Below are 21,188 nucleotides of genomic sequence, written 5' to 3'. Positions count from 1 at the left end.
TGATAGGGAGCTTTGTCCGGTGACCGACCCGAGAGATCGGGTCGGTTGAATATTTCATCGTCCGTGGTGCGTATCGGATCTCATGGCAACAGCTTCAGGCAATTTGCCCGAGAGGTCGATGCTGTTGAATATGTCACGAACGACCTTGGCGATTTCCTTTGCGGAAGAGCCCTTGGCGTATTCTTCCTGCATGCGGCGTCTGACAAGCTTTTCCAAATCTGACATAGCTTACCTCATCATATCCGGCGCAAGGAAAAGTGTCGCGCCGGGGCCGATCACAGGCAAGTTACGTTTTGTTTATAATGGCTTACCGATTTGTAAGGTTAGAGCTGCCTAGAGCGCAATGTAGCGGTCGGCCCTGTGATTGATCGCAACGAAGAGATTGAGAACAACTGCACCGAGCACGGAATAGAAGACGACCGGCGGCGTGGTGACGAAGAATGCGGCCGCCAAGACGCACATGTCGATGGCAAGCTGTACGAGGCCGGCGCGGATGCCGAAACGCTCCTGCATATAGATGCCGAGAATGCCCACGCCGCCGAGGCTGGCGCGGTGGCGATAGAGCGCAAGAAGGCCGTAACCGAGTAGCAGGCCGCCAAGGAGAGCTGCCCAGGCCGGATGAATGGCGGCGATTTCCATGACCTTCGGCTGCAGGCTGGTCAATGCCGAGGTCAAACCGATGGCGATGAAGGTCTTGATCGTGAAGGCCATGCCGAGACTCTTCCACGAGAGATAGAAGAAGGGCAGGTTGAGCAGGAAGAAGGCGAGACCGAAATTCACGCCGAAGGCATAATGCAGCAGGAAGGCAATGCCGGCGGTGCTGCCGGTGAGAAGGCCGGCGCTGGCAAGAATGTAAAGACCGAGCGCGGAAACGAGGCTGCCGGAGAACACACCTTGCACATCCTCGACCGGCGTGTGACGTGTCGCGGTGGTGTTCCAGAAACCGAGGGCATTGATGAGCTGGCTCATGTCGCGATCTCCGATAGCGGCTGCTCCGGGCCGACCGGAGGAGAAGGGAATGTCTGGGTGGATGCGGCGCGTGTTGCGCTCCGGGGAGCGCGTCGCCTCTCGCTGAATGGCCGTATTATCAGGCCTTCCAAGGTGGTGCGCAAGCGAAATACGTAAGCAATGCTGACCTATTTCAAAATCGCAAGAAATATGCGCTCAGGCGGTCTTGCGCGTAAGGAATAGAATACCGAGAACCGGTTTGCCGCCATCTTTGCGAATGGTGGTTTTGACCGTCTTGAGGATTTGGAGCCGATGGGCGACGGCAAGCCCTTCGACATAGGTCTCGGAGTGGGCATAGCGCAGCGACGGCGCCAGATGAAAACCATTTCCTTCGCCACCGTCCTCCGCGGAAAAGGCGAAGTCGGCGCCAGGAGCCAGGAGCTCGTCGAGGATCGCGAAGACATTTTCCAGATTGCCGAGATACATCAGCACATCGGCGGCGGTTACGAGGTCGGCGCGATGCCGGGCGCCATCCGCAAAGAGGCCGGAGGCTTCGGGCGACAGCGACAAGTCCGCCTGCGCGAGATGATCGTAGACGTGCTTTTCGGCAGCCTTCACCAGCATGTTCTGCGAGAGGTCGAAGCCTTCGAGTTGTGCGACCCGGGTACGGATTTCAGGGCCGAGCAGGCCCGTGCCGCAGCCGAGATCGACAGCGTATTGATATTGCCGGCCGGTGGACGCGACGAGTGCTGCAAGCTTCTGCGGGACGGAATAATCCAGCTTCTCCACGAGGGATGTCTCGAAACGGTCGGCATAGTCATCGAAGAGGCGCTCGACATAGCGGCTCGACGGCTGGGCTGGCATCTCAGTGTCGCCGAGCAAGGCGAGCTTCAAGCCAGCGCCGAAAATATCCTCGGAGTCGAGTTCAAGCGTGCGGCGGTAGGCTTCGACGGCAGCGTCCGCCTTGCCTGCCTTTTCGCGGTATGTGGCGAGGCGATACCAGCCTGCTGCCCAGGCCGGCGTCAGTTCCAGTGCCTGCTCCATCAGTTCGGCCGCCGCTTCCGGCTCGCCGCCCTCATCCAGCATCCTGGCGTAATCGGCGCGGCGGTCGGCGATGACGTCGCCGGAGGAAAGCTGGCTTGGCTGCATGATTGGACCCTTTGGCTGGCGGCATTTGGCTTCGGCCACAAAAAAACTCAAGTCCTATTTCAGAGGCGGTGCTGTCTTGGCGGAAAAGGCTTGCGGGCGAATCGCCGCGACCGTATCTCAAGGCAAACAGGAGATGGCGCATGTCCGATCAGGTGAACAGGTTCCTCGGCGATTCCATTGGCCGCACGATCATCAAGCTCTTGGTGGTTTCGCTGATCGTCGGCTTCGTCATGGCCATCTTCGGGCTGACCCCCTGGGAACTTATCTACAACTTTCGTGATTTCGTGATCCATCTATGGCAGCAGGGCTTCTCTGCGCTTGGCCGCGTCGGCGACTATCTGATCCTCGGCGCCACCATCGTCATCCCGATCTTCATCATCATCCGTCTCTTCAGCTATCGAAAATAACATGGCTTCAATCATCCTTTCACGCCGCGGCTTGCTGCAGCTTTCAGGTCTTGCACTGGTGGCCGGCGTTGCCGGCTGCACGACCACCCCGAAACTCGCGAGCACGCCGTCCGACGCCACGGACCAGACCGCTTCGGCCCTGCCGCTCGTCAACCAGCTGCGCGCCAAGAACGGCCTGCCGCCGCTCAGCGTCGATCCGCATGCAAGTGCCGCCGCGATCTTCCAGGCCAAGCGCATGGCAAGTGCGGGCAGGATGAAGCATCTGATGGGCATGACGGATAGTTTCGGCGCCCGCGTGAAGGCGAGCGGCGTTGCACTGCCGGCCGCCGAAAACATCGCTTCGGGCCAGCAGAGCGTCGATGCGGTCGTCACCGCCTGGATCAACTCGCCCCACCATCTGGAAAACATGCTCGGGCGCTATAGCGGTCTCGGCGTTGCCGTTGCACATAATACGTCTTCCAGGAACCTGCCCTATTGGGCCATGGTGCTTTCCAGCTGAGGCGATTCCGCCTCTCTCCCCAAGAGGCGAATATGGATACCGGCAGACCCAGAAACGCATTGGCATTCGACGTGACGCACCGGTTGGTGCTGTCGATCGCCATTCCGATGACGCTCGGCTTCATGACGACGCCGCTGCTCGGTATTACCAATACCGCCGTCGTCGGTCGTATGGGTGATCCGGAAGCGCTGGCGGGGCTCGCCATCGGCGCCATGCTGTTCGACCTCATCATGGGCAGCTTCAATTTCCTGCGGGCGTCTACGACCGGCCTGACGGCGCAGGCGCTTGGGCGGCGTGATGCGCATGAGCAGCAGGCCGTCTTCTGGCGGGCGATCGTCTCGGCGCTCGGCTCCGGCCTGGCCCTTCTCGTGCTGTCGCCGCTGCTGATCCTTGTCGGACTGAAGCTGATGGGGGCCGAGGGCCGTATTGCCGAGGCGACCAGCACCTATTTCTCGATCCGCATTCTCGCTGCACCGGCAGCACTTGCCAATTACGCGGTGCTCGGCTTCGTGCTCGGACGCGGACAGGGTCAAACCGGGCTTCTGCTGCAGGCGCTGATCAACGGCATCAACATCCTGCTTTCCATCTATCTCGGCCTGTCGCTCGACTGGGGTGTTTCCGGTGTCGCCTGGGGCACGATGGCGGGCGAAACGGCGGGCGCGCTTGCCGGTCTCTTCATCGTGCTGCGCAGCTTCGATCGGGCACACCGGCCAAATCGGACGGAGGTATTTTCGCGCGCCAAGCTTGCCGAGCTTTTCGCGCTGAACCGCGATATCCTGATCCGCACCTTCGTGCTGATCGGCTCCTTCGCGATCATGACCCGCATCGGCACCAGCTTCGGTGCCATTACCCTTGCGGCCAATGCTGTGCTGATGAACTTCTTCCTGTTGTCAGGCTACTATCTCGACGGTCTTGCCAACGCCGCGGAGCAGATCACCGGGCGGGCGATCGGTGCGCAATGTAGGCCGGCCTTCGACCGCGGTCTGAGGCTCACGACGTTGTGGTCCTTCGGGCTCGCGGCAATCATTTCCGCCTTCTTCTATTTTGCCGGTCCTGCCCTCATTGCCGGGCTGACGAGTTCGCCGGAGGTACAGGCAGCCGCCGAGACCTATATGCCCTGGGCGGCGGTGACGGGGCTGACGGGCGCGCTCGCCTTCCTGATGGACGGCGTCTTCATCGGCGCGACGTGGTCCGTCGACATGCGTAACCGCATGCTGATGTCGTTCGCGGGGTATCTCGCCATGCTCGCCGTCTTCGTGCCGCTCTTCGGCAATCACGGCCTGTGGCTGGCGATGAACGCCTTCCTGCTGTTTCGTGGTTTCTTCCTGGCGGTGCTGGTGAAGCCGCGCGCAGCTCAGACGTTTCGCGCCGCCCAGTAATCGACGCTGATATCCCTGAGATCGCGGATCGAGGCAACCTTTTCGCGATCGAGCAGTTTCGACAGTCCGCGCACGATCGTGCCGGGAAGGCCCGGACCTTCATAAACCATGCAGGAATAGAGCTGTACGAGATCGGCCCCTGCTCTGACCTTTTCCAGCGCGGTTTCGGCCGATGAGACACCGCCGACGCCGATGATCGGCAGGGCCGAACCGACACGCTTGCGCATCTTGGCGAGCACGACCGTCGACTTCTCGAACAGCGGCACGCCGGAGAGGCCCCCTGTTTCCTTCGCCTGGACCCGGTCCTTCAGGCCGTCACGAGAAAGCGTCGTGTTGGAAACGATCAAACCGTCCAGTGCATGTGCGAGAGCTTCGGCGGCGATGTCATCCATGCCTTCCTCGGTCAGATCGGGGGCGATCTTCAGGAAGACCGGGATTTTTCGACCGGCCTTTCCAGCTTCCTCGTCGCGTGCCGCCAGCACGGCCGACAGGAGAGCGGCGAGGCTTTCACGCGCCTGCAGATCGCGCAGGCCCGGCGTGTTGGGCGAGGAAATATTGGCGGTGAAATAACGGGCGACGGAATAGAAGCGGCGGATACCGGCGACATAATCGGCGATACGGTCATCGCTGTCCTTGTTGGCGCCGATGTTGACGCCGACGATGCCGGCGCGGCCGATCTGCGAGAGACGGCGGAAGGCTGCTTCATGGCCTTCATTGTTGAAGCCGAGGCGGTTGATGACGCCTTCATCTTCCACAAGGCGGAAGATACGCGGGCGTGGATTGCCGGATTGCGGCTTCGGCGTGACGGTGCCGATCTCGGTGAAACCGAAGCCAAGCTTCAGCAGGGCTTCCGGCACTTCGGCATTCTTGTCATAGCCCGCAGCCATGCCGAGCGGGTTGGGAAAGTCGATGTTGGCAACGGTCTGGCGCAGGCGCGGGTCCGGCGCGAAGCGGCAGGCAGGCACGACGCCGGATTTCAGCGCCGCGATCGACATGCCATGCGCGGTTTCGGGATCAAAGAGAAAGAGGCCGCGGCGGGCGATGCGCTTGAAAGGATCGATCACGGTGCGAGCTCCGGAAAGATGTGGGCGCCTGCGTCATCGAGCGGCAAGGCCGCCTCCCAAAGCACCGCCGAAAGCGGCAGATCGGCATAAAGATGCGGGAAGAGCGCGCCGCCGCGCGAGGGTTCGAAGAGCAGTTTGTCGCCGAAATTGCGGCCATCGATAGCAACGAGGACAAGGCCGGTCTGACCGGCAAAATGCAGGGCTGCGGTCTGCTTAACCTGATCTGCCGTCGAGAAATGGATGAAGCCGTCCTTCTGATCGATGCCCGCGCCATGAAAAACGCCGGTTTGTCTGGCTTCCTGCCAGAGCGCCTCCGGCACGATCTTGTAAAGGGTCGGTGTCGCGGTCATGATGATCCCGTTAGTGGTCTTGTTGAGAAGGGGGCTGGCCTTCCTGATGAGGGCTTTGCCCCAAAGAGCCGGCGATGTCCACGCCTCAGGGCGCAAAAACGGACAGGCACGATGCTTTGCGGAGGATGAGACGATGAAGGCATTTGCAATCACGCTTGCCGCCGGTCTTCTGCCGCTTGCGGCGATGGCAGCGGAGCCCGATGCGACGCGCTTCCAGCTCGAGCGCAGCGGCGACCATTTCGTGCGCTTGGACCGGCAAACGGGAGCCATGTCGCTCTGCACCGAGAAGGACGGGGCGTTGGTCTGCCGCATGGCCGCCGATGAACGCGCTGCCTACGAGGACGAACTCGACCGGCTTGCCGACCGGGTGAGCGCGCTGGAGAAGAGTACAACCGCCCGACCCGCCCTGCCGACGGATGCGGAAGTCGACCGCTCGATCGGCATCATGGAGCGGATGATGCGCAGTTTCATGGGTATAGTTCGGGAATTCCAGGCGGAAGACGAGGCCAATCCCCTTCCGCAGCGGAGTTGATCTGGTTATATTCATATAAGTAGAGGGTCATGTTCGTGCGGGGGAGCCGGACAGGACTGAGGAGATCGAGCTCTTGGGAGGGAGTTTTCGATGCAGGAACAGACCATCATCATCGCTGACGACCATCCGCTGTTCCGCGACGCGCTGCGGCAGGCGGTGCTCGGCATGGAAGGCCGGCAGACAATCGTCGAGGCCGGGGATTTTGCCGCGGCAAGGAGGGCAGCGACGGCGCATCCGGATGCGGACCTGATGCTGCTCGATCTCGCCATGCCTGGAGTCAGCGGTTTTTCCGGCCTGATGGCGCTGCGCTCCGAATTCGTCAGCCTGCCGATCGTCATCATCTCAGCGACCGATGACACCACGACAATCCGCCGGGCGCTGGAGCTCGGCGCTTCCGGCTTCATTTCGAAATCCTCAGGTATCGAGGATATCCGCCGCGGCATCCAGACGGTGCTGGCAGGCGATATCGCCACGCCGGAGAGCTATCGCGACGGACAGGAGCAGGACCCCGATGTCGCCGACCTCATCCACCGCCTTCACACGCTGACACCGCAGCAGAGCCGGGTGCTGACCATGCTCGGTGAAGGCCTGCTGAACAAGCAGATCGCCTATGAGCTCGGGGTTTCCGAAGCGACGATCAAGGCGCATGTCTCGGCGATCCTCCTGAAGCTCAACGTCGACAGCCGCACGCAGGCGGTGATCCAGCTTGGCAAGATCAACATGGCGATGGTCGCCTGAGTTCAGGCACCCACCAGACAGGATTTTATTCCTCATTTGCGCTTTACTCGGGGAGATGCCTCGGTTAATCTGCCGGCGATAGAAAGCGGCCAATGGACCGCGGAACCGGACGCATATGCTGTCACATGACCAGATCTGGGGGGCGATCGACGGGCTTGCCGAACGGCATGACCTGACGCCGTCGGGTCTTGCGCGGCGGGCGGGACTCGATCCGACCTCCTTCAATAAATCCAAGCGACTTTCGGCGGATGGGCGCCTGCGCTGGCCTTCGACGGAATCCATCGCCAAGGTGCTGGAGGCGACGGGGGCGAGCATGGAGCAGTTCATGGGCTTCATGCGGCCGGCGGGTGCCGCTGCCGCCGCCAGCTTACCGGACGGTATTTTTGCGTCGCAGGGAAGCTCCATTCCCCTGCTCGGCTTTGCGCAGGCGGGCGCCGGCGGCTTTTTCGACGATGGTGGCTTTCCGGCAGGCCAGGGCTGGGATGTGGTGGAATTTCCGGCTGGCCCCTCGCAGAAGGCGGGCGTCTATGCGCTGGAAGTGCAGGGCGAGAGCATGATGCCGCTCTATCGCGACGGCGATGTTCTGATCGTGGAGCCCGGCGCGCAGGTGCGCCGCAACGACCGTGTCGTCGTCAAGACACGCGAGGGCGAAGTCATGGCCAAGGTGCTGTTGCGCCAGAGCCCGCGCTCCATCGAGCTGTTGTCTCTCAATCCCGAACATCCCAACCGGACGATCGAGCTTTCCGACGTCGAATGGATTGCTCGTATCATCTGGGCCAGCCAATAGGAAAATAATCCATGCGCCCTGCAGCCTTCATCACAGGTATCGCGGGGATGGCGATCGTGACCGGCCTGCTGCTGGCCGGGCAAGCGCGGCTCAACAGCGGCGACGGAGCGGCACCTGGAGCAGATGCCGGAAGCGTGACCGCCGAGTTGCCCGATGCGGATACTGATGGGACAAAGCCACCCGCATCGCTCACAGACAAGGATGCGGCGTTGATTGCCCGGGCAACAGAGCCTGCGGCAGGCCCCTCCCCGCCTCCTTCCGAAAATGCGACAGCGAAGGAAACGGCGCAGAGCGAACCGGCGCCCGCCGGGACACCGCCGGCCACAGCTGATGGAAAAGACAGTGTTGAGCTGTTGCGGCCGACGGTGGAAAACGCCGGCCTCCTTTCCTTCGGCAAACGCCGGCTACAGATTGCCGGCATCATTGCGACGCCCGCAGACAAGAGTTGCGGCTCCGAAGGCAAACAATGGCCGTGCGGCATGATGGCAAAGACGGCGTTGCGGCTTTTCCTGCGCAATCGCGCGATCGATTGCGACCTGCCTTCCGATGCATGGGAAGACATGGCAAGCGCCGCCTGCCGGCTGGGGCAGCAGGATATCGGCACATGGCTGGTGGAAAATGGCTGGGCGGAAGCGCAGCCGGGCTCCCCGCTTGCCGCCGCCGGCGAAAAAGCAAAGCAAACGAAGGAAGGCATTCACGGCGAGGATCCGCGCCGCAGGCCGGCGGCGACGCCCCGGCCTGAACCCGCAGATCCCTTGTAATGACGACTGTCAATTCCTAATCTCCGTTCATTCAAGAGGGAATCAGACATGAACAAGCCGCTTTCCGCCCATGACGCGCTGATCTATGTGATGGTGATGGCATCCGCCGTCGACAGCACCATGAACGACCGGGAAATGGAGAGGATCGGCCAGCTCATCGGCTTCCTGCCGGTGTTCCGCGATTTCGACGACGACAATCTGATTTCCATCGCCCGTGACTGCGCTTCGCTGCTGGCCGGTCCGGAAGGGCTGGATGTGGTGCTGGAGACCGTTCGCGATACGCTGCCTGCCCGTCTCTACGACACCGCCTACGCACTGGCGGTCGAAGTCGCCTCCGCCGACCTTTCCGTCAAGGCCGAAGAATTGCGGCTGCTCAGCCTGCTGCGCGACCGTCTCGGCCTCGACAAGCTGACCTGTGCTGCCATCGAGCGCAGCGCGATCGCCCGTTTCCGCAAGGGTTAAAGCATGTCGCGCAAAAGTGTGCAGCGGTTTTGCGATAACGACATGCGAAAACAAGAACCTAAAGCGCGACAAGCGAATCTTGGAGATCGCGACGCGCTTTAGTACAGACCGTAGGGGAAATAACGCAGATAAATCTCCTGCAGGCGACCATTGCGCGAGAGCGTTGCCAGCGCATGGTCGATTGCTGCCGTCAGCACACTGTCGTTCTGGCGCAGCATGATCGTCATCCCTTCGCCCAGGAAATGCTCCGACATATAGGGACCGTCGAACAGGGCACAGCATTTGTCCGAAGCGGGCGAAGCCACCCAGAAGGAAAGCTGCAGCGCATCGGCAAAGGCAGCATCGACCTTCCGCTCCTTCAAGGCCGTCAACAGCGCTTCCTTGTTGTCAAAAGGCTGAGCCTTGATGGCCGGGAAAAAGGCCGCGAGCATCGCCTCGTGGACGGTGCCCTTGACGATGCCGACGGAATGGCCGGCGAGGCCGGCAGCCGTCGTTCCGGTCACGGCGGCCGCCGTATTGCGCACGAAGCGGGCCGGCAGCATCAGATAGGGACGGGAGAAGAGGAACTCGCGGCGCAGCTCCGGCGTGACGGCAAGGCCTGCGATGACGGCATCGCCCTGCGAGCCGGCGAGCGCCTTCTGCAGGTCGGCGAAGGGCAGCGCCTGGATCTGACACTTGTCTGCAATCTCCAGCTCGGAACAGATCTCGCGGGCGAGATCGACGTTGAAGCCGGAGAGCTTGCTGTTCTGGTCCGTAAAATTGAAGGGCGGAAAGTCCACCGAGGTCAGGAAACGCAGGCGCACGAGCGAAGTGAGATCGGGCTTGGCCAGGCGTTCACGGGAATCGAAGAGCAGCGGCACGGACGGGCCGGATTGCTGCGCAAAAGAAGAAAAAGCCGAAAGCAGTACAACTGAAAACAGGCAGAGGATGGACATCCACCTGGAGGCCGGAAACGCCGGTTTACATTGCACCATTCTGATCTGCCTGACGATTACGCGCGGGGCTTGCCGCTCAGCCGAGATGTAACAGAATCATATCCGTCGGGGAATATGGCCCGGCGAGGCGACAGACCGCGCCTCGGCGGGGTCAGAACGACGTATCGGCCTTTAAAGCAAGGTCTTTCACCGAGTACGATGCCGTACCAGCCACAAAAATTCCGCATAAATTGCATCTTCGAACACCTGAGCACAAATAACTACCGTGCCCGTCCAAATTCATGGGCAACCACCGAGCCCGTTAGCGCGGAATTAAGCAATATCCCATCTTATTCGACGCGACGACATCGACCTCACCGGCCGACTGCATGATGCGCATGTCGCACCTCTTAAGGTATCCCCACCAGCGCAATACCGAAGAATCGTTCTGCAACAAATGATTTCAAAAGCACCGGGCTCGCAACACGCCCGGCCAATCGGGTAACTCCATGCTGAAACATCTGAAAATCCGCACAAAAATCATATCGGTCGTGGCGCTCCTGGGGCTCATCACGATAGCCGGACTGATCTATGTCATCTCCGAGTTTCGCCGAGCGGACGCGGCCTACGGCGCCTTCATCGATCATGAGGCGCTGGCCTCGATGCAGAGCGCGCGCGCCAGCGCATCGGTCGTCGCCTCGGTGCTGCAGGTGAGCCTGCTTGCCGACATGAAACCCGATACGCCGGCATTCCAAACGGCACTCGCTACACCCAGCAAGCTGCCGCAGGCACGCGACCGCATGAAGCAGGCGCTGGCGCTTGTGCCCAGCCGCAAGGCGGCGGTCGATGAAATCCAGGCAGGCATCGATGAAATCGAAACTCTGGCGAACAAGATCATCGAGCAGAGCAAGGCCAAGGACAGCGCCGGCGCCCTTGCGAGCGTCGCCCTGATCAATGCCAAGCTCAACGCGCTGACGCCGAAGATGATCGCTAACAACGATGCGATGATGGCGATGCTCAACGATGGCGGCGACGCGCTTTCGGCTTCCGTCAACGACCGCATCAACCTCTGCTTTGCCTTGATCGGCCTAGCCGTCATCGGCGCCATCGGTCTCAGCATCGTCGTCGCCCAGATTGGCATCACCACCCCCATGGCAAAGCTGCGCGAGCGCATGACCGGCCTGGTAGAGGGTGACACGGACAGCGAAATCGTCGGCCTCGACCGTCGCGACGAAATCGGCAAAATGGCGGAGGCCGTCTCGGTCTTCCGCGACAATGCGATCGAACGCATCCAGCTCGAAGCCCGCGCCGAAGCCGATCGCAGCCTCAGCGACAGCGAGCGCCGCGAACGCGAAGCACAGAAGGCCGCGGAAGCAGCCGATCTGGAACGCGCGGTCAATGCACTCGGCGACGGGCTGCGCCGGTTTTCGGCGGGCGACCTCGTCTCGCATATCGAAACGCCTTTCGTCGCGCATCTCGACGCGCTGCGCCAGGACTTCAACAACTCGGTCGAAAAGCTCAACGAGACCATGAACACGGTCGGCTCCAATGCCCGCGCCATCAGCGCCGGCGCTAACGAGATCCGGTCGTCCGCCGACGAGCTTTCGAAGCGCACCGAGCAGCAGGCCGCTTCCGTCGAGGAAACGGCAGCAGCCCTCGAGGAGATCACGACGACGGTAAAGGACGCAGCAAAGCGGGCCGAAGAGGCAAGCCAACTCGTCGCCCGGACCCGCCTTGGCGCCGAGAAATCCGGCGACGTCGTCCGCAAGGCTGTCGCTGCCATGCATCAGATCGAACAGTCCTCTACCGAGATCAGCAATATCATCGGCGTCATCGACGATATCGCCTTCCAGACGAACCTCTTGGCGCTGAACGCCGGTGTCGAAGCTGCGCGCGCCGGTGAAGCCGGCAAGGGCTTTGCGGTCGTCGCACAGGAAGTCCGGGAACTCGCCCAGCGCTCTGCAAACGCCGCCAAGGAAATCAAGGCGCTGATTACCACATCAGGCACGCATGTGCAGACCGGCGTCTCGCTGGTCGGCGAAACGGGCAAGGCGCTTGATGCGATCGTCCACGAGGTGCAGGAAATCAACCAGCACGTCCACGCGATCGCCGAAGCCTCGCGCGAGCAGTCGATCGGCCTGCAGGAGATCAATACCGCGGTCAACAGCATGGATCAGAGCACGCAGCAGAACGCCGCGATGGTCGAGGAATCCACCGCGGCAAGCCACAGCCTTGCAACGGAAGCGACGGCACTCAACAACCTGCTCGGCCAGTTCCGCCTGACGGGCACCGGCGGCTTCACTGCAAGCGCACCGATCTCGACGGCATCGACCGCGCCACGCGCTGCCGCACGGCCGGCCGCCAGAACCCCGGTCCGCGTTGCCGAAAGCACCGCACGCCCGAAGGCTTCGCCGGCACGCGCCCTTGGCCAGAAGCTCGCCAGCGCTTTCGGTGCGAACAGCGGTGCTGCCCCGGCCGCCAGCCAGGAAGCCGACTGGACGGAATTCTGAGCTGACAACCTGATCGAATGAGAATGGGCGGCTCCGGCCGCCCATTTTCGTTTCAGGCCTTTTCAGGCTTGCGGCCACCAGCCGACCTCGATGAGCACGTTACCGGGCGCCGTGCAATAAAACAGCCAGCCGCCGCAGATCGAGCCGAAAGCGGCAATAAGGCCGGCCGAGCGACGTCAGAGGAGCGAAGTCAGACCGGCGGTGACCTTACCAAAGCTCTTCGCGAAGGGTTGAAGACATGCGTGCCGTTTGTGTCGTGAGCTTTCCGCGATTTGCGGTACAATGACACCGTGCCGCGGACAGAAAGGCTCCGGATATGAAACTGATCGCATTTAGCCTCATCGGCGCGCTGGCGCTCGCCGGCTGCACCACCGTCGAATATACCGGCCCCGGCATCGAGCCCATTCCGGGCAGCATCACCTATAACGGCCAGCCGCGTACGAAACTGACAAAGTCGCCAATTGGATCGACCTTCCCGCACAATTTCATCGACCAGTACGGCCGGCAGGTCGAGGAGACCTATATCATCCGTCCGGACCGTTCGCTGGCGATTGCTCATCGCCAGTACCGGCCGATCAACATTTTCGGAAGAGATTGAGAGGGGAAGCTGGAGCGGTTCACCGGAACACCACCATCGTGACGGATGCGGATGGCGACGGCCAGACCGATACCTGACGGGTCGAGACGGTCACGGTCAGCGGCGATATGACAACGTGGGAGCGGCAATACGCTCCGGATATATCGACGATTAGCCTAAATGCTCCAGATCGGCTGCTGAAGGCCGCTGGCGCCAAGTTCATGGGTGGCGCATACTCGTTGCAAGCAACAGATATTTTCTAATAAGTTCGAGATCGTGAACATGCATCAGTCAAATAATGGTTCGTTTATCCCAAGATTTAAAAAACGCGTCGTTACCGAAAACGGCTTAACAGAGGTGGAAATATCATCAGAGAAACTGGAGGATATCATATCACATTTCTCTGAAGATAAAGAACTTATCTATATTATGAAGAAATACATAGACCTTACCAGAAGCGCCGGAGCATCAGCTCTTTCCGAAGACGAAGAAATCGCGATGGGTAAAAAAATCTTTCCGGTATTTCACGACTTCCTGTTCGCGAACGGACTTATGGTGTTTGCGCCAGATGTTGCAGAAGAGATGTTTCAGCGTCTTGAAAAAGGTCTTATAGGGGCAAAAATCAGTTCGATTCCTGAGAAAGGTAGCTGGAGCGGGTGAAGGGAATCGAACCCTCGTATTCAGCTTGGGAAGCTGCTGCTCTACCATTGAGCTACACCCGCCAACCACTTGAGACTTCCAACAGATGGCCGTCGCTGTCAAGTCGCGGATCGCCGCATATCAGATGCGGAAATGCTTCGACAGTTTCAGACCCTGCGCCTGGTAGTTGGAGCCAAGGCCTGAACCATAAAGGCTCGATGGTTGTTCCTGCATGTGTTCGTAGATCAGGCGGCCGACGATCTGGCCGTCTTCGAGGATGAAAGGCACTTCGTGGCTGCGTACTTCCAGCACGGCCCGGCTGCCGCGCCCGCCGGCGGGCGCATGGCCGAAGCCGGGATCGAAGAAGCCGGCATAATGGACACGAAATTCGCCGACGAGCGGATCGAAGGGCGTCATTTCCGCCGCATAATGCGGGGGAACGTGCACGGCCTCGCGTGAGACGAGAATGTAGAATTCGTCCGGATCGAGGATCAGCTCATTGCGGCCGCGGCTATAGAGCGGCTCCCAGAAGTCGAAGATATCGTGCTGGGCCTTCTTGTCGACATCGACGACGGCCGTGTGGTGTTTGCCGCGATAACCGATCAGGCCTTCCTCGTCGCCTGTCAGATCGATCGACAGCGCAATACCGCCGCCGGAGACGTTCGGCTGCTTGGCGGCGACGAGCGTTTCCGTTGCGTGCAACTTCAAAAGCTCCGGCTCGCCGAGAACCGAATGGCCGACGCGGAAGCGGATCTGCGACAGGCGCGAGCCGCGACGCACGACGATCGGGAAGGTGCGCGGGCTGATTTCGAGATAGAGCGGGCCGGAATAACCTGATGGGATCTTGTCGAACTCCTGCGCGTAATCGGTGATGACGCGGGTGAAGATATCGAGCCGGCCGGTCGAGCTTTTGGGATTGGCCGAAGCCGACATGTCGGCCGGCAGATCGAGGCGCTCCATCAGCGGTACGATGTAGACGCAGCCGGTTTCCAGCACCGCGCCTTCGGAGAGGTCGATGACATGGAGGCTCAGCCGGTCAAGTTTATCAGCGACAAGGTGAGAAGGGCCGGGCATGAAGCTGGCGCGCACCCGGAAAGCCTTGGCGCCCAGCCGCAGATCCAGGCTTGCGGGCTGGATCTGGTCGCGATCCAGCTCGCGTTCGCTTTGAAGACGCCCCGTTTCAAACAGCGCTGCTATCGCGCGGTCGGCCAGAATTCCAGTTTCGCGAGCCATCATGCTCCATCCATAATCTGCCGCCGACAAAACCAAAGTCGGGGAATTGACGCAAGCGCAGAACGGCAGTATTGCAAATTTATCCCGTGGTGATTTGGCCGGTCGGCTTGCAGCCACGTTAAACAAGTGGCTAAAAAGACCGGGTATGAAACCGGTCTGCTTTTGCGGCCGGTTTTTTTGTTGTTTGAAAGTGGTGATGGCATGAGCAAGACTTGGCGCCCGGCAACCCAACTCGTCCACAGCGGAACGCTGCGCTCGCAATATGGCGAGACGTCAGAGGCAATCTATCTCACGCAGGGCTTCGTCTACGATACGTCCGAGGCAGCAGAGGCGCGCTTCAAGGGCGAGACGGATGGATTTATCTATGCCCGATACGGCAGCCCCACCAACGACATGTTCGAAAAGCGCATGTGCGCTCTCGAAGGCGCTGAAGATGCCCGCGCCACGGCTTCCGGCATGGCTGCCGTCACCGCCGCCATTCTCTGCCAGCTGAAGGCCGGCGATCATATCGTTGCAGCGCGTGCGCTCTTCGGCTCCTGCCGCTGGGTGGTCGAGACGCTGGCGCCGAAATACGGCATCGACTGCACGCTGGTCGACGGCCGCTATCTGGAGAACTGGGAAAAGGCGATTACGCCGAAGACCAAGGTGTTCTTCCTGGAAAGCCCGACCAACCCGACACTGGAAGTGGTCGATATAGCCGGTGTGGCCAAGCTCGCCAACCAGATCGGCGCGAAGGTCGTGGTCGACAACGTCTTTGCGACGCCGCTCTTCCAGAAGCCGCTGGAGCTCGGCGCGCATATCGTCGTCTATTCCGCGACCAAGCATATTGACGGTCAGGGCCGCTGCCTCGGCGGCGTGGTTCTCTCCGACAAGGAATGGATCGACGAGAACCTGCATGACTATTTCCGCCACACCGGCCCGGCCATGTCGCCCTTCAATGCCTGGACACTGCTGAAGGGCATCGAGACGCTGCCGCTGCGCGTCAAGCAGCAGACGCAGAACGCGGCTGATATCGCCGATTTCCTGGCCGATCAGGGCAAGGTCGCCAAAGTCATCTACCCCGGCCGCAAGGACCATCCGCAGGCCGACATCATCGCCAAGCAGATGTCGGGCGGTTCGACGCTCGTCTGCTTCGAGCTGAAGGGCGGCAAGGAAGCGGCCTTTGCGCTGCAGAACGCGCTTGAGATCGTGAAGATCTCCAACAATCTCGGCGACTCCAAGAGCCTGATCACTCATCCGGCCACGACGACGCACAAGAACCTGACGGATGAGGCCCGCGCCGAACTCGGCATTTCGCCGGGCACGGTGCGCCTCTCGGCCGGCATCGAAGACACGGACGATCTCCTTGAGGATTTCGCCCGCGCGCTGTCCAAGGTTTCGGCCTGATCTTTTCATGCATCGGCCCGAAAATCGGGATCGATTTTCGGGCCGATGCATGAGTTTCAAAGAGTAGAATGCCAGGGATCATGCCGCGACAGCAGCATTTGCCTTGAAATTAACACCGAGAGTTAGGCTTAATGAACGAAAGACCGCCCAACCGGGGTGGCGAGGCCGCGATCACTGTCCCATTTCTTGACGGATGGGGCCTCTTATAAGATACGGGTAACATATCTTGACTAAGGTGTAAGGCATGTATCGCGCCCTCACACGAGACATCGAAGTGGTTGTCGAACCCTTTTATCTGGAGGAGCAATCCGATCCGGACGATGATCGTTATGTCTGGGGTTACCGCGTCGTCATCGCCAACAACTCCGACATAGCCGTGCGCCTCGTCAACCGCTACTGGAATATTACCGACCAGAACGGGCAGATCGACGAGGTCAGCGGCCCCGGCGTCGTTGGCGAACAGCCGCGGCTGCAGCCAGGCGATACTTACGAATATTCATCGGGCTGTCCGCTGGATACGCCATCCGGCCTGATGTTCGGCCACTACCAGATGGAGACGGACGAAGGCGAGTTGTTCGATGTCGACATCCCCGCCTTCTCCTTGGATTCACCCGGCCTGCTCAGGGTGCTGAACTGATCACTCCGCCGGTGCAACCTCGTTTACCGGAAAGCGATAGGTCGTGGAGCAGAATTCGCAGGTTACGGCGATCTCGCCGTTTTCCTGGCTTTCCTCTACTTCCTCGGCGCTGAAACCCTTCAGCACGTTGCCGATCTTTTCCCGCGAACAGCTGCAACGATCGAAGACCGCGCGCGGATCGTAGACGCGCACGCCGCGTTCGTGGAAGAGGCGGAACAGCAGGCGTTCCGTGCCGACCAGCGGATCGGTCAGCTCATCGGCATCCACGGTTTCGACGAGCGAGCGGGCTTCCGCCCAGGCATCGTCCTCGATATGGGCGCGTTCGCCCGTGTCGCCATCGCCGCCGTGAAGATCGGCCTGGCGCATACGCTCCGGCGCTTCCGGCAGAAACTGGGCAACGAGGCCCCCTGCCCGCCAGCGGTGACGCGGCTTGCCATGATCGTCACGATCGAAGAGCTCGGCAGCGGCAAGGCGCACACGCGTCGGGATCTGCTCCGACTGACGGAAATAGACACCGGCGATATCTTCCAGTGAGGTACCGTCAAGCGCGACGATGCCCTGATAGGGCTGGCTGAACTTGCCCTGGTCGATGGTAAAGGCGAGCACACCCTTGCCAAGAAGCTGTTCAGGCTCGGTTTCGCCTGCCGCAATCGCCTTGTCGAGCGAGGCCTGATCGAATCGGGCATAGGCCCGGACGTTTTCCGGCGTCGAGAAATCGGCGACCAGCAGATCGACGGGACCGTCGCTCTTGGTCTGAACGGTGAATTTGCCGTCGAACTTCAGCGATGTGCCGAGCAGCACCGTGAGCACCACCACTTCCGCCAGAAGGCGGGCGACGGGTGCAGGATAATGATGACGTTCGAGGATTGAATCCAGCATCGGGCCGAGCTGGACGGCGCGACCGCGCACATCCAGCCCTTCGACCTGGAAAGGGACGACATGATCATCGCCGGCGAAATCGAACTCGCCGAGGGCGGCGGCAGCTTCTGCCATGGCTTTCACTCCTGTTTTGTCAGAGCAGCCGGCTAGCGCACCGGCTGCTTGCGCAGCCGCGAGTTTTGGACTCGCGACATCCGATTATGGTTCAGATCGCGCCCAGGCACCAAGCAAGAATCGACTTCTGCGCATGAAGACGGTTTTCCGCCTCATCGAAGACCACGGATTGCGGGCCATCGATCACCTCATCCGTCACCTCCTCACCGCGATGGGCGGGAAGGCAATGCATGAACAACGCATCTTTGCCGGCCTGCGCCATCAAATGCGCATTGACCTGATAAGGCTGGAAGACATTGTGACCGCGAGCCCGATGTTCCTGATTCATGGAGACCCAGGTATCGGTCACCACGCAATCGACGCCGGCGACCGCACGGTCAGCATCATGGTAGAGCATGATTTCGGCGCCCTCATTGCGGGCCCAGTTCAGATAGTGATCCTTCGGCTCGGAACCAAGGGGTACGGCCATGTTCATGCGGTAGCCGAAACGGGCGGCTCCTTCCACCAGGGAATGCAGCACGTTGTTGCCGTCGCCCGTCCAGGCGATCGTCTTGCCCTTGATCGGGCCGCGATGCTCTTCGAAAGTCATGACATCGGCCATGATCTGGCAGGGATGGGTATCGTCCGTCAGCGCGTTGATGACAGGCACGGTGGCATGCTCGGCGAGCTCCAGCATACGGCTGTGCTCGGTCGTGCGGATCATGATCGCATCGACATAGCGCGACAGAACCTTGGCGGTGTCACCGATCGTCTCGGCGCGGCCGAGCTGCATTTCGGTGCCCGACAGAAACAGCGTTTCGCCGCCGAGCTGGCGCATGCCGACATCGAAGGAGACGCGGGTTCGGGTCGACGGCTTCTCGAAGATCATGGCCAGCATCTTGCCGGCGAGCGGCTTGTCGGCGGTGCCGGCCTTGAATGCCTGCTTTCGCAGCTTGGCATCCTCCATGATGGTTCTGAGGTCGGATGCGGTGACTGCGGAGAGATCGAGGAAATGTTTCGGGGAAGCCATGTTCTTTACCTGCTACGCCCGCCGGCGGGCGGGGCAATATCCTATCAAGCGGTCTTCTTGACCTTGGCGGCGCGGATGCTTTCGGCGGCATGCTCGATACGGGAAATCCCTTCGCGCGCCTCCTCTGCGGTTACGACCAGCGGCGGAAGCAGACGGATGACGTTGTCGCCCGCCGGGATTGCCAGAAGATGTGCTGCGCGGATCGCCTGTAACAGCTCAGCCGAGGGAATAGCGGCCTTGATGCCGAGCAGCAGACCTTCGCCCCTGACATCCTCGATTACGTCAGGATAACGATCCTTGAGCGAGGCAAGGCCTTGGCGGAAAACGAGGGCGACATCACGCACATGCTGCAGGAAGCCGTCGGCCAGGATGATATCCAGCACCGCGCTGCCGACAGCCATGGCAAGCGGGTTGCCGCCATAGGTTGAGCCATGCGTGCCGGCTTTCATGCCGGACGCGGCCTCTGCCGTTGCAAGGCAGGCACCGAGCGGGAAACCGCCGCCGATACCCTTGGCGATGGCCATGATATCAGGCGTGATACCCGACCACTCATGGGCGAAAAGCTTGCCGGTGCGGCCGACACCTGTCTGGACCTCATCGAGGATCAGCAGCAGGCCATGCTCGTCGCAGAGCTGGCGGAGCGCCTTCATGAATTCTGACGTCGCGGGGCGGACACCGCCCTCGCCCTGCACGGGCTCGATGAGGATGGCGGCCGTCTTTTCGGTGATCGCGGCGCGGACAGCCTCGATATCGCCGAAGGGTACCTGATCGAATCCAGGGGTTTTCGGACCGAAACCTTCGAGATATTTCTCCTGGCCACCGGCGGCGATGGTCGCCAGCGTCCGGCCGTGGAAGGCGCCTTCGAAGGTGATGATATGGAAGCGCTCGGGGTGGCCCTTGGAGAACTGGTAGCGGCGCGCCGTCTTGATCGCGCATTCCAGAGCCTCAGCGCCGGAATTGGTGAAGAACACCTTGTCAGCGAAGGTGGCATCCGTCAGCCGCTTGGCAAGCTTCTCCTGGCCGGGGATCTCGTAGACGTTCGAAAGGTGCCAGACCTTGTCAGCCTGATCCTTGAGCGCGGCCACGACATGCGGGTTGCCATGCCCCACCGATGTGACGGCAACGCCCGCGCCGAAATCCAGATATCGCTCGCCGGTGTCGGTGATCAGCCAGACGCCTTCACCTCGCTCGAACCGCAATGGGGCACGAGAATAGGTGTCATAAAGCGGCGAGGCTTCAGCCATGGCGCGATCTCCTGATCAGGTTCCGGGGCACCGGACTCCGGCTAAGAAAACCAGGTCCGAAAAATTAAAAATGCCGCCTTTCGGCGGCCCGGCCCACTATTTACTTTTCGCACTGCAATGTCAACAAAACTGAGGATTTAGCGCATGCGTCAAGCCGGTAATCGGCTTTACAGGTCTATCAACAGCTAATGTTGCAGAAATGACTCTGTCGGGAAGCAAGTTGGGGAAAACTACGAATTCGGATTCATCGGATTCCTGCGACTCTTGTCACAGAGTCAGGCTCACACTAGGTTAAAGTTCAATTACTAGACTGCATGCGGCGGAACTAGTCACCAAAATTGATCGGGCGTTTCTTGCTTTGGAAGTTTCCGAGGCAACGGTGAGGGATTCTGCCATCACCAACGCGAAAGGTGGAGACAGGGCATGAACTGGACAGACGAGCGTGTCGAAAAGCTCAAGAAGCTTTGGTCGGAGGGGCTGAGCGCCAGCCAGATCGCAGCGCAACTTGGCGGCGTCAGTAGAAACGCTGTTATCGGCAAGGTTCACCGGCTCAGTCTTCCTGGCCGCGCCAAGGCCGGCGGCACGGCAACCGCTGCGCGTGCACCGAAGCGCAATACCTCGGCTCCCCGCGCCCCGAACTATGCGTCTCGCATCACCACCCGCACCGTTACCCGTCAGCAGGGCGCAACTGTCCTGAAGGAAGAGATCGAGATCGAAACTGTCGAGGAAATGGAATATGTACCGGCCAAAAACGTGGTCGTGCCTATCTCCCGTCGCCTCGGCCTGACGGAACTCACGGAACGCACCTGCAAATGGCCGGTCGGCGATCCGATGAAGGACGATTTCTACTTCTGCGGCTGCGACTCCCCGGATTCATCGCCCTATTGCAACTACCACCAGCGTCTCGCCTATCAGCCGATGAGCGAACGCCGCAAGGCTGTCCGGGTCGCCTGATCCACGCCTTGCCCAG

At 60.8% G+C, this 21,188-nt stretch carries 24 protein-coding genes, 1 tRNA gene, 1 pseudogene and 1 riboswitch; of the genes and pseudogenes, 14 read left to right on the top strand and 12 right to left on the bottom strand.

Features of this window, described 5'->3' with window-relative positions; all coding sequences use genetic code 11:
- Positions 1–54 precede the first annotated feature (54 nt).
- The 3 genes from ACK9YZ_RS00905 to ACK9YZ_RS00895 form a co-directional block, all read right to left on the bottom strand.
- Complete coding sequence (locus tag ACK9YZ_RS00905) at positions 55–225, bottom strand: hypothetical protein (RefSeq protein WP_183729246.1); 171 nt, start codon at positions 223–225, stop codon at positions 55–57.
- 108 nt (positions 226–333) lie between these two features.
- Entirely contained in the window at positions 334–969 is a 636-nt protein-coding gene (locus tag ACK9YZ_RS00900) for a YitT family protein (RefSeq protein WP_416065356.1), read from the bottom strand.
- A gap of 195 nt (positions 970–1,164) precedes the next feature.
- Positions 1,165–2,097: a methyltransferase gene (locus ACK9YZ_RS00895; protein WP_416065355.1), complete on the bottom strand. Its 933-nt coding sequence runs from the start codon at positions 2,095–2,097 to the stop codon at positions 1,165–1,167.
- 140 nt (positions 2,098–2,237) lie between these two features.
- Between ACK9YZ_RS00895 and ACK9YZ_RS00890 the strand changes: the two genes are divergently transcribed.
- From ACK9YZ_RS00890 to ACK9YZ_RS00880, 3 genes are read left to right on the top strand one after another with little or no spacing between them, the layout of a single operon-like run.
- Positions 2,238–2,504, top strand: coding sequence for a DUF6460 domain-containing protein (locus tag ACK9YZ_RS00890; RefSeq protein WP_416065354.1), 267 nt, complete (start codon positions 2,238–2,240; stop codon positions 2,502–2,504).
- A 1-nt stretch (position 2,505) separates the two neighbouring features.
- On the top strand, positions 2,506–3,003 hold the full coding sequence (locus ACK9YZ_RS00885) for a CAP domain-containing protein (protein ID WP_416065353.1): 498 nt from the start codon (positions 2,506–2,508) through the stop codon (positions 3,001–3,003).
- Between the two features lie 32 nt (positions 3,004–3,035).
- On the top strand, positions 3,036–4,382 hold the full coding sequence (locus ACK9YZ_RS00880) for an MATE family efflux transporter (RefSeq protein ID WP_416065352.1): 1,347 nt from the start codon (positions 3,036–3,038) through the stop codon (positions 4,380–4,382).
- Here ACK9YZ_RS00880 and ACK9YZ_RS00875 read toward each other — a convergent pair.
- Together ACK9YZ_RS00875 and ACK9YZ_RS00870 are read right to left on the bottom strand one after the other, a co-directional pair.
- Positions 4,358–5,446, bottom strand: coding sequence for a quinone-dependent dihydroorotate dehydrogenase (locus ACK9YZ_RS00875; RefSeq protein WP_416065351.1), 1,089 nt, complete (start codon positions 5,444–5,446; stop codon positions 4,358–4,360). The two genes, ACK9YZ_RS00880 and ACK9YZ_RS00875, sit on opposite strands and share 25 nt — an antisense overlap.
- Positions 5,443–5,796: a DUF952 domain-containing protein gene (locus ACK9YZ_RS00870; RefSeq protein WP_216756945.1), complete on the bottom strand. Its 354-nt coding sequence runs from the start codon at positions 5,794–5,796 to the stop codon at positions 5,443–5,445. The genes ACK9YZ_RS00875 and ACK9YZ_RS00870 overlap by 4 nt, the downstream gene beginning before the upstream one ends.
- Positions 5,797–5,929: 133 nt before the next feature.
- Between ACK9YZ_RS00870 and ACK9YZ_RS00865 the strand changes: the two genes are divergently transcribed.
- From ACK9YZ_RS00865 to ACK9YZ_RS00845, 5 genes are all read left to right on the top strand, one after another.
- Positions 5,930–6,328: a hypothetical protein gene (locus ACK9YZ_RS00865; RefSeq protein WP_183728290.1), complete on the top strand. Its 399-nt coding sequence runs from the start codon at positions 5,930–5,932 to the stop codon at positions 6,326–6,328.
- 90 nt (positions 6,329–6,418) lie between these two features.
- Positions 6,419–7,066 carry a response regulator gene (locus ACK9YZ_RS00860; RefSeq protein WP_216756943.1) on the top strand — a complete coding sequence of 216 codons (648 nt, stop codon included), beginning with the start codon at positions 6,419–6,421 and terminating at the stop codon, positions 7,064–7,066.
- 115 nt (positions 7,067–7,181) lie between these two features.
- Positions 7,182–7,853, top strand: coding sequence for a S24 family peptidase (locus tag ACK9YZ_RS00855; RefSeq protein ID WP_416065350.1), 672 nt, complete (start codon positions 7,182–7,184; stop codon positions 7,851–7,853).
- A gap of 11 nt (positions 7,854–7,864) precedes the next feature.
- Entirely contained in the window at positions 7,865–8,614 is a 750-nt protein-coding gene (locus ACK9YZ_RS00850; RefSeq protein WP_416065349.1) for a thermonuclease family protein, read from the top strand.
- 48 nt (positions 8,615–8,662) lie between these two features.
- Entirely contained in the window at positions 8,663–9,076 is a 414-nt protein-coding gene (locus ACK9YZ_RS00845; RefSeq protein ID WP_007821246.1) for a tellurite resistance TerB family protein, read from the top strand.
- Between the two features lie 98 nt (positions 9,077–9,174).
- On the opposite strand, the gene ACK9YZ_RS00840 is transcribed toward ACK9YZ_RS00845, so the two are convergent.
- Positions 9,175–10,050, bottom strand: coding sequence for a transporter substrate-binding domain-containing protein (locus ACK9YZ_RS00840; protein ID WP_416065348.1), 876 nt, complete (start codon positions 10,048–10,050; stop codon positions 9,175–9,177).
- A 449-nt stretch (positions 10,051–10,499) separates the two neighbouring features.
- Here ACK9YZ_RS00840 and ACK9YZ_RS00835 point away from each other — a divergent pair, with 449 nt between their 5' ends.
- Positions 10,500–12,500: a methyl-accepting chemotaxis protein gene (locus tag ACK9YZ_RS00835; RefSeq protein ID WP_416065347.1), complete on the top strand. Its 2,001-nt coding sequence runs from the start codon at positions 10,500–10,502 to the stop codon at positions 12,498–12,500.
- Positions 12,501–12,562: 62 nt separating this feature from the next.
- On the opposite strand, the pseudogene ACK9YZ_RS00830 reads toward ACK9YZ_RS00835, so the two are convergent.
- Positions 12,563–12,676: pseudogene (locus tag ACK9YZ_RS00830) on the bottom strand (VOC family protein); the annotation flags it as partial.
- A gap of 140 nt (positions 12,677–12,816) precedes the next feature.
- On the opposite strand from ACK9YZ_RS00830, the gene ACK9YZ_RS00825 reads away from it, so the two are divergent.
- On the top strand, positions 12,817–13,098 hold the full coding sequence (locus ACK9YZ_RS00825) for a hypothetical protein (RefSeq protein ID WP_416065346.1): 282 nt from the start codon (positions 12,817–12,819) through the stop codon (positions 13,096–13,098).
- Positions 13,099–13,359: 261 nt separating this feature from the next.
- A complete protein-coding gene (locus ACK9YZ_RS00820; protein WP_416065345.1) occupies positions 13,360–13,737 on the top strand; it encodes a hypothetical protein in 378 nt (125 codons plus the stop codon).
- Here ACK9YZ_RS00820 and ACK9YZ_RS00815 read toward each other — a convergent pair.
- Both ACK9YZ_RS00815 and ACK9YZ_RS00810 read right to left on the bottom strand, forming a co-directional pair.
- A tRNA-Gly gene (locus ACK9YZ_RS00815) sits at positions 13,726–13,799 on the bottom strand. The genes ACK9YZ_RS00820 and ACK9YZ_RS00815 overlap by 12 nt on opposite strands.
- 58 nt (positions 13,800–13,857) lie before the next feature.
- Positions 13,858–14,952: a 2'-deoxycytidine 5'-triphosphate deaminase gene (locus ACK9YZ_RS00810; protein ID WP_416065344.1), complete on the bottom strand. Its 1,095-nt coding sequence runs from the start codon at positions 14,950–14,952 to the stop codon at positions 13,858–13,860.
- A gap of 73 nt (positions 14,953–15,025) precedes the next feature.
- Positions 15,026–15,104: riboswitch (SAM riboswitch) on the top strand.
- A gap of 46 nt (positions 15,105–15,150) precedes the next feature.
- Between ACK9YZ_RS00810 and ACK9YZ_RS00805 the strand changes: the two genes are divergently transcribed.
- Positions 15,151–16,335 (top strand): O-succinylhomoserine sulfhydrylase, encoded by a 1,185-nt coding sequence (locus ACK9YZ_RS00805; protein WP_416065343.1) that lies wholly within the window; start codon positions 15,151–15,153, stop codon positions 16,333–16,335.
- Positions 16,336–16,579: 244 nt separating this feature from the next.
- Positions 16,580–16,972, top strand: a complete 393-nt coding sequence (apaG, locus tag ACK9YZ_RS00800) for a Co2+/Mg2+ efflux protein ApaG (RefSeq protein ID WP_183728254.1) — start codon at positions 16,580–16,582, stop codon at positions 16,970–16,972.
- Here the strand turns inward: apaG and ACK9YZ_RS00795 are convergent, their stop codons facing one another.
- From ACK9YZ_RS00795 to ACK9YZ_RS00785, 3 genes are all read right to left on the bottom strand, one after another.
- Positions 16,973–17,965, bottom strand: coding sequence for an Hsp33 family molecular chaperone (locus ACK9YZ_RS00795; RefSeq protein WP_416065342.1), 993 nt, complete (start codon positions 17,963–17,965; stop codon positions 16,973–16,975).
- Positions 17,966–18,056: 91 nt separating this feature from the next.
- Entirely contained in the window at positions 18,057–18,974 is a 918-nt protein-coding gene (gene argF, locus ACK9YZ_RS00790) for an ornithine carbamoyltransferase (protein WP_216756934.1), read from the bottom strand.
- A gap of 44 nt (positions 18,975–19,018) precedes the next feature.
- The gene (locus ACK9YZ_RS00785) at positions 19,019–20,218 is read right to left on the bottom strand and encodes an aspartate aminotransferase family protein (protein ID WP_216756933.1); all 1,200 of its coding nucleotides are present in this window, start codon (positions 20,216–20,218) and stop codon (positions 19,019–19,021) included.
- A 423-nt stretch (positions 20,219–20,641) separates the two neighbouring features.
- Between ACK9YZ_RS00785 and ACK9YZ_RS00780 the strand changes: the two genes are divergently transcribed.
- Complete coding sequence (locus ACK9YZ_RS00780; protein WP_216756932.1) at positions 20,642–21,172, top strand: GcrA family cell cycle regulator; 531 nt, start codon at positions 20,642–20,644, stop codon at positions 21,170–21,172.
- Positions 21,173–21,188 lie beyond the last annotated feature (16 nt).

Origin of the sequence: Rhizobium sp. ZK1 (genome assembly GCF_047782645.1) — a bacterium.
Taxonomy (GTDB): Bacteria; Pseudomonadota; Alphaproteobacteria; order Rhizobiales; family Rhizobiaceae; genus Rhizobium.
Note: the sequence above shows the minus strand (reverse complement) of the source record. Positions and strands in the feature narration are given on the sequence as shown.